9 protein-coding genes and 1 tRNA gene are annotated in these 13,096 nt (G+C 61.3%); 3 read left to right on the top strand and 7 right to left on the bottom strand.

Annotation, left to right across the window (positions count from 1 at the left end; all coding sequences use genetic code 11):
- Nucleotides 1-74: 74 nt before the first annotated feature.
- Nucleotides 75-917 carry a 3'(2'),5'-bisphosphate nucleotidase CysQ gene (gene cysQ / locus QZ522_RS01780; RefSeq protein WP_294606825.1) on the top strand — a complete coding sequence of 281 codons (843 nt, stop codon included), beginning with the start codon at nt 75-77 and terminating at the stop codon, nt 915-917.
- Here cysQ and QZ522_RS01775 read toward each other — a convergent pair.
- From QZ522_RS01775 to QZ522_RS01760, 4 genes are all read right to left on the bottom strand, one after another.
- Nucleotides 914-1,588: a hypothetical protein gene (locus QZ522_RS01775; RefSeq protein ID WP_051776621.1), complete on the bottom strand. Its 675-nt coding sequence runs from the start codon at nt 1,586-1,588 to the stop codon at nt 914-916. The two genes, cysQ and QZ522_RS01775, sit on opposite strands and share 4 nt — an antisense overlap.
- Nucleotides 1,585-2,424 (bottom strand): sulfotransferase domain-containing protein, encoded by an 840-nt coding sequence (locus tag QZ522_RS01770; protein WP_294606821.1) that lies wholly within the window; start codon nt 2,422-2,424, stop codon nt 1,585-1,587. Before QZ522_RS01770 ends, QZ522_RS01775 begins: the two co-directional genes overlap by 4 nt.
- A 3-nt stretch (nt 2,425-2,427) precedes the next feature.
- The gene (locus tag QZ522_RS01765; RefSeq protein ID WP_037165200.1) at nt 2,428-3,702 is read right to left on the bottom strand and encodes a polysaccharide biosynthesis C-terminal domain-containing protein; all 1,275 of its coding nucleotides are present in this window, start codon (nt 3,700-3,702) and stop codon (nt 2,428-2,430) included.
- A 631-nt stretch (nt 3,703-4,333) separates the two neighbouring features.
- Nucleotides 4,334-4,409: transfer RNA gene (locus tag QZ522_RS01760), tRNA-Thr, on the bottom strand.
- 172 nt (nt 4,410-4,581) lie between these two features.
- On the opposite strand from QZ522_RS01760, the gene QZ522_RS01755 reads away from it, so the two are divergent.
- A complete protein-coding gene (locus QZ522_RS01755; protein WP_037165203.1) occupies nt 4,582-5,355 on the top strand; it encodes an NAD kinase in 774 nt (257 codons plus the stop codon).
- A 132-nt stretch (nt 5,356-5,487) separates the two neighbouring features.
- Here QZ522_RS01755 and prfB read toward each other — a convergent pair.
- The 3 genes from prfB to QZ522_RS01740 form a co-directional block, all read right to left on the bottom strand.
- Nucleotides 5,488-6,619, bottom strand: a protein-coding gene (gene prfB, locus QZ522_RS01750) for a peptide chain release factor 2 (RefSeq protein WP_102248611.1) whose coding sequence is annotated in 2 segments (ribosomal slippage) — nt 5,488-6,549 and nt 6,551-6,619 — 1,131 coding nt in all. Because the reading frame shifts where the segments join, the coding sequence is not laid out codon by codon here.
- Nucleotides 6,620-6,721: 102 nt separating this feature from the next.
- The gene (locus QZ522_RS01745; RefSeq protein WP_294606814.1) at nt 6,722-9,178 is read right to left on the bottom strand and encodes a penicillin-binding protein 1A; all 2,457 of its coding nucleotides are present in this window, start codon (nt 9,176-9,178) and stop codon (nt 6,722-6,724) included.
- Nucleotides 9,179-9,424: 246 nt separating this feature from the next.
- Nucleotides 9,425-10,660, bottom strand: coding sequence for an N-acetylmuramoyl-L-alanine amidase (locus QZ522_RS01740; protein WP_245280229.1), 1,236 nt, complete (start codon nt 10,658-10,660; stop codon nt 9,425-9,427).
- Between the two features lie 600 nt (nt 10,661-11,260).
- Here QZ522_RS01740 and QZ522_RS01735 point away from each other — a divergent pair.
- Nucleotides 11,261-13,096 (top strand): ribonuclease E/G (locus tag QZ522_RS01735; protein WP_294606811.1); only part of this gene is annotated, 1,836 nt, incomplete at its 3' end.

Genomic DNA, 13,096 nt, shown 5'->3' with positions numbered 1-13,096 from the left:
CGTATCATAAGGGGCGGCAAGTAATCTATCTATTAACGGCGCAGGAACGCGTCGCGCCAAGAAGGAGCGGCATTTTGGACTACGACAGGCTTGTCACGGTAATCCGTCAGTTGGCGCTAGAGGCCGGTGATCGGATCATGGAGATTTACAACGTGGACGATTTCGAGGTGAAGGTGAAATCTGACGACAGCCCCGTGACCGAGGCCGACGAAGCCGCCGATGCGATCATCTCTGCCGGATTGCGCGCCGCCTTTCCCGATGTGACGCTTGTGACAGAGGAACAGGCCGCATCGCATTCCAAGCACGCCGAAACTTTTCTGATCGTTGACCCGCTTGATGGCACCAAGGAATTCATCAACCGGCGCGGCGATTTCACCGTGAACATTGCCTATGTGGAAAACGGTGTGCCGACGCGCGGCGTGGTCTATGCGCCCGCCAGGGGGCGAATGTTTTTTACTCGGGCCGACGGCAGCGCGGTCGAAGAGGATGGACCGTTCCACAAGGACACCCCCGGCATCCTGCGCGCCATCCGCGTTTCAGAGCCGGACAATACCGCATTGATGGTGGTGGCAAGCAAGTCGCACCGCGATCAGGCGACGGACGACTATATCGGCAAATATGCGGTCAAGGACATGAAAAGCGCCGGTTCCTCGCTCAAGTTCTGTCTGATCGCCACGGGGGAAGCGGATATTTACCCCCGCGTCGGACGCACGATGGAATGGGACACCGCGGCTGGAGATGCCGTGCTGCGCGGCGCCGGCGGATCGACGGTGACTCTCGACGGCAAGCCGCTCGCCTACGGCAAGCGGGAACAGCTCCACGACAGCGACTTCGCCAACCCGCATTTCATTGCCTGGGGGCGGCGGGATGAGGAAGCAACGGAGAATGATCTAAAAGTCAGCTTTGGACGCGACTAGTGGACCCAGCCCTCCGAGCGCGTGAAGTAGGCGTCGGCTTTGTCAATGGGCTGCACGGGTTTCGCAGGTACGCCCCCGTAGAGATGCCAGGAAAGATCGAAAGATTTGGCAAGAACTGCGCCGGCAGCCAGAACACTGTGATCAGGCAGCACCGCCCCTTTCAGAACAACAGAAGCCGTGCCGACAAAGCAGTACTCGCCGATGGCGATCGGTCCCAAGGTCTGTCGGGATTCCCGAAGATCAATCGAGTGCGTCAGGAACTGTGAACGCCACCCTGCAATGGTCGTGAAGGCGCCTATCTCCACTCTGGACGAACAGTCGAAGAGATGGCGATTGGTAATGGCCGCATGAGCACCAAGCAGGAGAGAGCGGTCGGAGAACTCTGCATCGTCTCGGAACGAGCCTCGTGATGCGCAAGAAATCCAGTTGAGATTTCCTATAACCGAATTGGCGCCAAGACGCAGAACATCAAGCGACGTAACGATGTTCAGATGCCCGATCACTGCCCCCTCGTCCAACTGGACAACACGAGCACCTACGACAGAGAACCCGATGCGGGCACCAGGTCCGATCTGGAACCCAAGAAAAGCCTTCAACGCTTGCTTGCGCAGAAACCACGGAGCAAAAAAGAGTAAGACCTGAATCAGTAGTCTGATCTTTGCATTTTTCACTTGCTAGGAGCTCCGGAGTTGGACGCCTGTGATGTGGACTTTCCTTCGCCAATCTTCCCGCTACGAAAGGTGAAGCTTCTCTTTGATCGGGACGCTCTTTCGATTTCCTCCACCACAGAGGGATCCGGCCGCAAACCTACATGGGCAACGATCTTCTTTATGCTGTCTATTCTCTTTTCCTGAGAGCCGCCGCCCCTCATGCCGACGAGGTCCTCGAAAGCGAGAACAAGTTTCTCGCTACTTTCTTCATTTGCCCATCCGTCATAGGCCTTGAAGATGTCTGCAATTGAATCAAGGCAGGGATCGCCAGGAAACCGTGGAGGAATTCCCTTTTCTATGGCGTCACGCCTCTCTTCGTCTGTCGCATATTCACGCATCAACCGCTCGTGGATGTAGATGCGTTTAAGTCCTTTTATGTAATGAAGATTCGAATTTACGATGTCCTTCGGACTTCTCGTAATGAAGACGACTTTGAAGTTCATATCCCTGAGAGCTGCGGCAATCTCAGGATTCCATGGCAGATGCCCCGTTGCAATTTGACCCGCACGGACTTCCGAAAGCAGCCGTTTGAATCTCGCAACGTCGGCTTTGAAATCTGCGATGGGAGCAAGGCGCTCTTTTCCGCTGTGGACGTCCCACATATCGATGTGCAGCCGTGACTGCATCAGTCCCGGCACCTCTTCGATGATCGCGGTGGCAAGGTGCGCGCCTGCCTTCGGGATCGAATTGATGAACACCTTCGGCCCCTTGCGCCAGACCATGGAGCTGGCATAGGCCCGGTAGGTCTTCAGCAGAACGCGCCGCAAGGTCGCATTCTGGAAAAAGTGCTTGGACATGGATCAGTCCTTCATGTTGGACGTGCGGTAAAGCTTCAGGATCTGCCACCCCTGCCCCGAAAAGATGAGGGCAGCGCCGGCCAGAGAGGCCAGGGCCGCGCCCGCTGCACCCATCGCATCGATAAGGACAAGGTTCAGGCCCGCGTTGACCGCGAGCCCGAGAAGGCTGAAAACACCATAGGAACGGCCCTGGCCGTTGGCAATCAGCAGGCTGGCGCAGGGTATCGAAAGCGCCGTCAGGGTCTGAACGATCGCCAGAACCTGCAATGTCGATCCCGCCGGGGCATACTGGGCGCCGTAGGCGAGCGTCATGATCTCGTCGGAAAAGATGAAAAGCAAAATGCTTGCCGGCACCGAGGTCGCCAGTGCGAAGATGCTCGACAGGCCGAATGCCCGCCACATGGCCGCAAGCCGGCCGGACGCATGCATCTCGCTCAGCATCGGTGTCATCACCGTCATCAGCATGACCTGGGGAAACGTCACCAGATAGGTCAAGCGGTAGGCGGATCCGTAGTAGCCGGTCTCCTCGAACCCCGCGAGGGGACCGAGCATCAGGATGTCCATCCGATCCATGACCAGCTTCGACAGGAGACCGAGGAGAAGCGGAAAGGCCATCCCCATCCAGACCGCAGGCTGCCCCTGTGCCGGTGCCGCCCAGACCTCCCTTGGCGTGGCACGCCAGAGCGCCACGGTGGCCGCCGCCGCCGCCAGGGCCGTCGAGATGGCCAACAGGATGACCGCATGCCGGGCATCCGCGACGACGCCGATGACCAGGGCCGCGATCAGAATGAGCGGCGGAACCCCCTCGTCGAGCAGGATCCCGAGTGCGGGGCGACGGGCGCCGGCGAGCTGGCTGCGACGGGCCAGATTGATTGCACTGGGGATGATCAGGACAAGGGCCATCCCCAGACCGATCGCGATCTCGGACCGGGCACCGGGAAAGAGCGACAGCGAAGCGACAATCGCGGTTGCGACCACAGCCGCCGAGAGCACCACGATATCGCCCCACCGCAGCAGCGATCGCAGCGACGACCAGTCGCTCTGCGCCCGAAAGGACGGAATGAGCCGCGACATCAGCATCGGCCAGCCGAGGCCGGCAGTCTGCGCGATCAGCATCGCGCAGCCGGTCGCGAAGGTGAACTGACCATACCCCTCCGGCGACAGGTGCCTCGCCACCAGGATCGTCATCACGAAGATGAGCAGCCGCGTGGCTATTCCGGCGGCGAACGTACTGACGATGGCATGCGAGGATCGAGCCCTGGCAATGATCGGGCCCATGACGTTAGAAAAACCTTGAGGCACCATTTTCCCCGCACCGCTGTCTTCCGTCCACGTGAATTCTTCCTTCGCAAAGCACACACACGATATTCACAGTCACCTCGGACGGAATGATCGGCGCGTACAGAACAGTAACTTTTCAGCGTGGCGACGGCAAAGTTTCATGAGCAACGAATCCGCCTTTGTGGAAAAAAATCAAAATATACTTAAATACCGGGCGCGCTTTCCAATCAGAGCACCTGTATAGAAGCACACCCGCCGAATAGAAACACTCAAATTAAAGAGCACACCCATAATTAACGCGCTACACGCGAACTATGGGGTACAGAGCTTATGTGGCCGTATTCGTTGGAGGTCCTGACACGCAGCAGCGCCGCGGTTTCGCCCCTCCCCACAGAGCGACGGATGCTGAAGCATCACCGAATGAAGTCGCCCGTGAGGCTGCTTCACCCGGTTTATGGCTGGCCTGGAATCGCAGTTAAACCTGCTGGTTCCGCTCTTCTTCTTGCTGTGGAGCGGAGGGGCCGTCGACGGCCGCGGTTTTGCGCGCATGCAGGCGAGCCAGCAGCGGTGACGGACGGCTTACAGAAGGGGAAATGCGTGGCACAGGCCTACGCCTGAGAAGATGAATTGGTGCCCCCGCCAAGGTTCGAACTCGGGACCCCCTGATTACAAATCAGGTGCTCTACCAACTGAGCTACAAGGGCATTTCCAATGCCGTCGAGTTACCAGATTCTGCTTTCCTGTAAAGCGAAAAATTGCGTTTTGTCGAGATCTCCGGCTCCCGGGGTAGCCGATCGGGAGTACCAGTTCAGGCGCAAAGCGCTTGTCTTCAAAGGATTTTTGCGGGTAGGTATGGCCGCTAATACGAGGCGAGCCATGTCGAACCCAGCCAAGTCCCTCTCTTTCTGTGCGTCCTCCGCCCCCGAGGCTCTTGCTGCGCGCGAGGAGCTGATCGGCATCTACGGCAATATCTCCGACAATGACGCCGACGTCGTCGTGGCGCTGGGAGGCGACGGCTTCATGCTGCACACGCTGCATGGCACGATGAGCTCGGGCAAGCCCGTCTATGGCATGAACTGCGGCTCCGTGGGCTTCCTGATGAACGACTACCGCACCGAGAACCTGCGGGAGCGGATCGAGGTCGCGGTGGAGAACACGCTGCATCCCCTGCAGATGAAGACGACCAACGCCGACGGCACAAGCTCCATCGCATTGGCCATCAATGAGGTCTATCTGTTCCGGCAGTCCTACCAGGCCGCCAAGCTGCGCGTCGAGATCGACGGCCAGGTGCGGCTCGACGAGCTGATCTGCGACGGGCTGATGATCGCCACACCGGCGGGATCGACGGCCTACAATCTTTCGGCCCATGGGCCGATCCTGCCGCTCGAAGCGCCGCTGCTGGCCATGACGCCGGTCAGCGCCTTCCGGCCGCGCCGCTGGCGGGGCGCCCTTCTGCCCAATCAGGTCCGCGTCGACATCCACATTCTGGAGCCCGACAAGCGCCCGGTGAACGCGGTCGCCGACAACATGGAGGTGAAGTCGGTGCTGCACGTAGAGATCGCCCAGTCCCAGGAGATGACGGCGCGCATCCTGTCCGATCCGGACCACTCCTGGTCGGACCGCATCGTGGCCGAGCAGTTCAACAACTGAGATCGCACAAGCCGCGCTTGAGGCCGGGCCAACTGACGCCAAGCGTCATTCCAGCGCGTTCCCCCCCTAAAATGCAGAAGAGCGGCCGTCGATGCGGCCGCTCTTCTCATATCATCGTCCGGCCCAGGGCTGTCAGTCGACGTCGTCGATGCCAGCGTCGGCCTTGCCGCTGATCCGGTGGGCAAGAGCCGCTTCCATGAAGGGATTGAGGTCGCCGTTCAGGACATCGTCCGGCGCGGAGCTCTCCACCCCGGTGCGCAGGTCCTTGACCATCTGGTAGGGCTGCAGCACGTAGGAGCGGATCTGGTGCCCCCAGCCGATCTCGGTCTTGGACGCGGCTTCGGCATTGGCCGCCTCTTCCCGCTTCTTCAACTCTGCTTCGTACATGCGGGCACGCAACATCTCCCAGGCCTTGGCCTTGTTCTTGTGCTGCGAACGCTCCTGCTGGCAGGACACCACGATGCCGGTCGGAATGTGCGTGATGCGGACGGCCGAGTCGGTGGTGTTGATGTGCTGGCCGCCGGCGCCCGAGGCCCGGAAGGTGTCGATGCGGCAGTCGCTCTCGTTGATGTCGATGTTGATCGAGTCGTCGACGACCGGATAGACCCAGACCGACGAGAACGACGTGTGCCGCCGCGCATTCGAGTCATAGGGCGAGATCCGCACGAGGCGGTGCACGCCCGATTCGGTCTTCATCCAGCCATAGGCATTGTGGCCCTTGATCAGGATCGTCGCGGACTTGATGCCGGCCTCTTCGCCGTCGTGCATTTCCAGGATCTCGACCTTGTAGCCGGAGCGTTCGGCCCAGCGGGTGTACATGCGCAGCAGCATGTTGGCCCAGTCCTGGGACTCGGTTCCGCCAGCGCCGGAATGGACTTCGACATAGGTGTCGTTGCCGTCGGCCTCGCCGGACAGCATCGCCTCGACCTGTTGACGGTCCGATTCGGCCTTCAGGGTCTTCAGGGCGTCCTCGGCATCCTTGACAACGCTCTCGTCGCCCTCTTCCTCGCCCATCTCGATCAGCTCGATGTTGTCGTTCAGCTGCTGCTCGAGGCGCTTGACGCCGGCAATGCTGTCATCGAGCTGCTGGCGCTCGCGCATCAGCTTCTGGGCTTCGGTGGCATCGTTCCAGAGGTTGGGATCCTCTGCCTTGTTGTTCAGCCAGTCCAGCCGTCGTACCGCCTGATCCCAGTCAAAGATGCCTCCTCAGCAGGCTTATGGCCTGCTTGATTTCGTCGACGACGCCAATGATTTCAGCCCGCATGGGTATTTCTTACTCTCGCTTGATTGGAAGACGGGGTGGACATAGTTGCGCCGGCCGCGGATGTAAAGGCCGCGCCGGCGCAGAGATATCCCTTGGTTCAGGCTAGAAGAGGCCGGCCGCACCGGATGTGACCGCCTGCTGCGCCTGCGGAGAGGTCTCGAGGATCTCTTCCGGTGGCAGGTACTCGCCCTCGCCGATGACGGCAAAGACGACGGCCGGGCCGGTTCCGGGCTTGAAGGCTTCCACGATCGTATCCGGTTCGCCTTCGAAGGCCATCATGCCCGTCGTCCGATTGACCGGGATGAACTGCATCCCTTCAGGCACAAGGAATTTCTCCGCCGGCAGATGCTTGACCGCCTTCTCCATGAAGTCAGCGAAAATCGGCGCAGCAAGCCCGCTGCCGGTGCTGCCGCGACCAAGCGGTGCCGGCGTGTCGAAGCCGACGTAGACACCGGCCACGAGGTTGGGCGTGAACCCGACGAACCAGGCATCCTTCTCGTCGTTGGTGGTGCCCGTCTTGCCGGCAACCGGACGATCCGAAATGTTGATCTTGCCGGCCGCGGTTCCGCGCTTGACCACGCCTTCCATCATCGAGGTGATCTGGTAGGCGGTCATCGGGTCGAGGACCTGCTCTCGGTTGTCGACCAGGGTCGGCTCGTCCTGGCCCGTCCAGGCCGTGGCATTGCAGCCGTCGCAGGTGCGCTCCTCGTGGCGGAAGATCGTGTTGCCATAGCGGTCCTGGATACGGTCGATGACGGTCGGCTTGATCTGCTTGCCGCCATTGGCAATCACGGCGTAGGCGGAAACCATGCGCAGCACGGTAGTTTCCCCGGAGCCAAGGGACATGGCCAGCACCGGCAGCATGTCGTCATAGATGCCGAAGCGCTCCGCATATTCCGCCACAAGCTCCATGCCCATGTCCTGCGCCAGCCGCACGGTCATCTGGTTGCGGGACTTCTCGATCCCAAGCCGCAGGGTCTGCGGGCCGGCCGATCCGCCGCCGTAGTTTTCCGGTCGCCACACCTGGCCGCCCGAAACCATTTCGATCGGCGCATCGAGGATCACCGAAGCGGGCGTATAGCCGTTGTCGAGCGCGGCCGCGTAGACGAACGGCTTGAAGGAGGAGCCCGGCTGACGCATCGCCTGCGTCGCGCGGTTGAATTCCGACTGCGCATAGGAAAAGCCGCCTGTCATGGCCAGCACGCGGCCGGTGTTGGGGTCCATGGCGACGAAACCGCCCTGCACCTTCAGCGGCTGGCGCAGGCGATAGCTGCCTTCCTCGTCGGCGATCGGCTCGACATAGACAACGTCGCCCGGCTCGAGAACGCCTTCCGGCGATTTCGCCGTCTTCCGCTCGCCCGCGGCGTCGCGGTAGGCCCACTTCATGTTCTCGGCTTTGATCACGCCCATCTTGCGTGCTTCATCAACCTTGTCGCCGGCATCCGTGGAAGGCTGCAGCCCGATATCGACTTCCTTGCTCGAGACGGCAATCACCACCGCGACCTGCCATTCCGGCACATCGCGAAGGCTTGGTACCTTGGCGAGCTCCGGTCCCCAGTCGCCGCTCACGGCGATCCTGGAGAGCGGTCCACGGAAGCCGCGCCGCTCGTCGTACTGGACGAGGCCATTGTGGAGAGCGGCACGCGCCAGAACCTGGAGTTCCGGATCAAGCGAGGTGCGGATGGAAAGGCCGCCTTCGTAGAGCGTGTCGTCGCTGTATTTCTCGATGATCTCGCGACGGACCGCCTCGGCGAAATATTCAGAGGCCGCAAGATGCGAACCACCGGTCCTCGGCTTCACGCCAAGTGGCTGCTGCTTGGCCTCGGCCGCATCGGCTGGCGTGATGTAGCCATTTTCGGCCATCCGATCGACGACCCAGTTGCGGCGCTCGATGGCCGCGGCTTCGCGCCGGTACGGGTGGTAGTTGTTGGGGCCCTTCGGCAGGGCCGCCAGATAGGCGGACTCGGCGATGGTCAGCTCGGTCACGGACTTGTCGAAGTAGGTCAGCGCCGCCCCGGCGATGCCGTAGGAATTCAGGCCGAAGAAGATCTCGTTCAGGTAGAGCTCGAGGATCTTGTCTTTCGAATAGGTCTGCTCGATGCGGAAGGACAGAATGGCTTCCTTGACCTTGCGGTCGATGGTCTGGTCGTTGCTGAGCAGGAAGTTCTTCGCCACCTGCTGGGTGATCGTCGATGCGCCTTCCGGCCGGCGACCGGAACCGATGTTCTGGAGGTTGTTGACGATGGCGCGCGCCAAGCCCGCCGGATCGACGCCCGGATGATTGTAGAAATTCTTGTCTTCGGCCGAAAGAAAGGTCGCCTTGACCCGGTGCGGGATCGCCTGGATCGGCAGGAAGAGACGCCGCTCGCGGGCATATTCGGCCATCAGGGCGCCATTGCCCGCATGGACGCGGGTGGCGACGGGCGGCTCGTAGGAATTCAGAACCTCGTAATTGGGCAGATCCCGGGAAACGCCGGCGAGATAAATCGCGGCGACGACGGCAACGCCCAGAAACAGAACGCATGCCAATCCAAAGAAATACCCAATAAGTCTGATCATATCGAAGCTACCGTTCGGCTTGTCATTCGGTGCCAGCACACCATCGCACGATTGATGCGGTTTTGCACGGCGGATGTCCCTGCGCAAGCAGGCATAGGCTCAGCAACCGAGTCGCCGTAGCACTTGGCTGCGACTAACGGTTTGAATGTGAGGAAAATAGGGCTCGAGTCCCCTCCTCCCAGCTCCCAACTCTGCGCCAGGTGCGTTTCTGCTGGCGGTGTTGCCAACCCGCAACCCGCCGTCCCCTCAGCCGCCGTTGGCAACCGCCATGTTCTTGTAACGGCCGACCGCATCAACCAGCAGCCTGCTCACCTTCTTGCGCCAGGCCTCGTCGAGAAGAAGCTTCTCATCATCCGCATTGGACAGGAAGCCGAGTTCCAGCAGCACCGACGGGATATCGGGAGCGCGCAGCACCTGGAAACCGGCATGACGGTGGGCGTTGTTGATCAGGCCGACCTGCCCTTCGAACGAGCTGAGGACGTTCTGAGCGAGCGTCACGGAAAAAGCCTGGGTCTCGCGGCGGGTCAGGTCGAGGAGGATGTCGGCGACCTCCGGCGGCTCGTCCTTCAGGCGGATTCCCGCGATCTGATCGGAAAGGTTCTCACGCGCCGCAAGGTTTTCGGCCATGCGGTCGGAGGCGCGGTCGGAGAGCGTATAGACAGTCGCGCCACGGATGTCCTTCTGGCTGAGGGTGTCGGCGTGCAGGGAGATAAACAGGTCCGCCTTCGCCTGGCGCGCCAGCGTCACCCGCTCGGAGAGGGACAGGAACACGTCGTCGTCGCGGGTCAGCACGGCGTCGATGCCCGCCTCGCCGCCCAGTTCCTCGGCGAGCAGTTTCGCGAACGACAGCGTGATCGACTTTTCCGGGGTCTGCGTCGTCGTGCCGATCGCTCCGGTGTCGATGCCGCCATGGCCGGCATCGATTGCCACGACGAAGGCGTCATCGTCGACGGCGGCAAGAGACTCATCGGCGGCAGCCGCACTGCCTTCCCACTCCTGGCCCTGGACAAGTTTCTGGAAAGCCTCGGCCGTGGCCATCTCCGCATCCAGAACCAGGCGGAACTCGCCGTTCTCGCCCTCCTGCACCTCGGCAAGGCTCAACTGCACCGGCCGCTTGGCGGTCAGAACAAGACGGGCACTGGTTTCGTCCATGGCGCCGAAGCGGATGTCGTTGAACAGGCCGCGCGCGGCAAGATCCTCGTCGGGAAAGCCGAACGCGGTTGCCGGAAGGTCGACCACCACCCGTTCCGGCGCGGCCACATAGTGAACGGAAAACTCCGGCTTTTCGTCGAAATCGATGACAATCCGGGTGCGGGCATCATCGCCGGCGATACGGGCCGCAAAGGCCAGGAGCGGCTTGTCCGCAGCCTGCAGTCCGCCGACGCCCAACAGCGCGACGGAAAGAATGCCGAACACGGCGCCGCGCCCGATTCGCGCGATCAACCGCTTCGGCGCAGCGATGCGCCCTCTGGTAACCATCATTCCGACGTCGTCCCGCTTGCCGACTTCAATGTCCCCGTCTTTCGTGGGCGCCCGAACATGCATGATTTTGCTGATCGGCGCTTACGAATCAACGGCTTCCACTAGCCTCTTAATTCAATCGAGAATATGGCGGTACGGGCTTTTCCCTTGCTATTATGTCACGGAAACCATACAAGGCGGTTAAGGACTAAAGTGTTGACGGGATAGTCTGCCCGCAGGCTGGCCAGCCCAAAAGGAACCTGGCGCCGAATCCGAGCAGTTCATCCGCCGTCTGTACATTTTATTCCTGATACTCGATCTCATCCGGCGTTGGCCGGTCACATACTGGGTGGCGCGCCACCCAAGCTCAACAAGAGCACCTCCACCGGCCCTCGAGGCCTAAGATATCGTCGTTCTCGTTTGGACTTTCATGTCTCGGCAAGTGTTTCAGAACCTGGATACCCTGAAGGAGCCAAATGCTCCGTCAGCCGTCCGGCTGTCGCCGCAACATCGTTCAAAGGGAACCATTTTTTCCGGCGCAATCACCATCATGCATGAACGGCCTGTCCTAGCGGCAGGCCTTTTTGCACCTGCTCGGCTGCGCCGAGGAGCAGAATTTACATGGCAGACAAAATGCTCATCGACGCGTCTCACGAAGAGGAGACGCGGGTAGTCGTCGTTCGCGGCAACCGTATTGAAGAATTCGATTTCGAGTCCCAACACAAGAAACAGATCCGCGGCAATATCTATCTGGCAAAGGTGACGAGGGTCGAGCCCTCGCTGCAGGCAGCCTTTGTCGATTATGGCGGCAACCGTCACGGGTTCTTGGCTTTCGCCGAAATTCACCCCGATTACTACCAGATCCCGCATGCCGACCGGCAGGCCCTGAAGCAGGCCGAAGCGGAAGATCAGCGGCGGATCGCCGATGACGACTCGGCGGATCCCGTCGACCCGGCGTCCGCCGAACAGCCCTACGTCAACGAGCCGGCCGCACTTTCGGCGGAAGCGGCCGCCAGCGAGGCCGGTGCCGAAGCCGCCGAGGTCAGCCCCGGCGAAGCAGCCGCCGCCGAACCGGAAAAGCCGAAGGCAAAGCCGCGCCGCAGCCGTGCGCGCAAGAAGCCAGTGGACGCCGAAGCGGTCGAGGCTACGACCGACGAGTCAGCTCCCGAGACGTCCGATGGCGACGACAAGGGCACGCCCGGCGAAATGGCGGCCATGGTCGAGACCGATTCGATCTCCGAAGACATCCGAGACCGTCGCAACAATGACGACGATGATGACGACGACGACAACGGCGAGAAGGAAGAGATCGAATCCGTCGGCGCAGAAGACGCCATGGAAGAGGTTCCCGACCGCGTCGTACGTCGGCCGCGCAAGCAGTACCGCATCCAGGAAGTGATCAAGCGCCGCCAGATCCTGCTGGTGCAGGTGGCGAAGGAAGAGCGCGGCAACAAGGGTGCAGCCCTGACCACCTATCTGTCGCTTGCCGGTCGCTACTCGGTGCTGATGCCGAACACGGCGCGGGGCGGCGGGATTTCCCGCAAGATCACCAGCCCGCAGGACCGCAAGCGCCTGAAGGAAATTGCCCGCGAGCTCGAAGTGCCGCAGGGCATGGGCGTGATCCTGCGCACCGCAGGTGCCAACCGCACCCGCGTCGAGGTCAAGCGCGACTTCGAATATCTGATGCGCCTGTGGGAGAACGTCCGCACGCTGACGCTCAGCTCGATGGCTCCATGCCTTGTCTACGAGGAAGGCTCGCTGATCAAGCGTTCGATCCGCGACCTCTACAACAAGGACATCTCGGAAATCATCGTTGCCGGTGAAGAAGGCTATCGTGAAGCGAAAGACTTCATGAAGATGCTGATGCCGAGCCACGCCAAGGTGGTCCAGCCCTACCGCGACCTGCATCCGATCTTCTCGCGCTCCGGCATCGAGGCACAGCTCGACCGCATGCTGCAGCCGCAGGTGACGCTGAAGTCCGGCGGCTATCTGATCATGAACCAGACGGAAGCGCTCGTCGCCATCGACGTCAACTCCGGTCGCTCGACCCGCGAGCACTCGATCGAGGACACGGCGCTGCAGACCAACCTGGAGGCCGCCGAAGAGGTTGCCCGCCAGCTCCGCCTGCGCGACCTTGCCGGCCTCATCGTCATCGACTTCATCGACATGGAAGAGAAGCGCAACAACCGCGCCGTCGAGAAGAGGCTCAAGGATTGCCTGAAGAACGACCGTGCGCGCATCCAGGTTGGACGCATCTCGCATTTCGGTCTTCTGGAAATGTCGCGCCAGCGTATCCGCGCATCGGTGCTGGAATCCACAACGCAGGTCTGCTCGCATTGCGGCGGCACCGGCCACGTGCGGTCGCAGTCCTCCATCGCGCTCCACGTTCTGCGCGGCGTCGAGGAATACCTGCTGAAGAACACGACGCACGACATCAGCGTCCGCACGACGCCCGAG

This window comes from uncultured Roseovarius sp., from assembly GCF_913054395.1.
Taxonomy (GTDB): Bacteria; Pseudomonadota; Alphaproteobacteria; order Rhodobacterales; family Rhodobacteraceae; genus Roseovarius.
The sequence above is the reverse complement of the archived record's forward strand: the minus strand, read 5'-3'. Positions and strand labels throughout refer to the sequence as shown.

Excerpts from the sequence above, each read along its gene's own strand:
- QZ522_RS01740 (WP_245280229.1), bottom strand. The coding sequence starts at position 10,660 with ATGATGGTTACCAGAGGGCGCATCGCTGCGCCGAAGCGGTTGATCGCG.
- QZ522_RS01745 (WP_294606814.1), bottom strand. The coding sequence starts at position 9,178 with ATGATCAGACTTATTGGGTATTTCTTTGGATTGGCATGCGTTCTGTTT.
- QZ522_RS01765 (WP_037165200.1), bottom strand. The coding sequence starts at position 3,702 with ATGGGCCCGATCATTGCCAGGGCTCGATCCTCGCATGCCATCGTCAGT.
- QZ522_RS01770 (WP_294606821.1), bottom strand. The coding sequence starts at position 2,424 with ATGTCCAAGCACTTTTTCCAGAATGCGACCTTGCGGCGCGTTCTGCTG.
- QZ522_RS01755 (WP_037165203.1), top strand. The coding sequence starts at position 4,582 with ATGTCGAACCCAGCCAAGTCCCTCTCTTTCTGTGCGTCCTCCGCCCCC.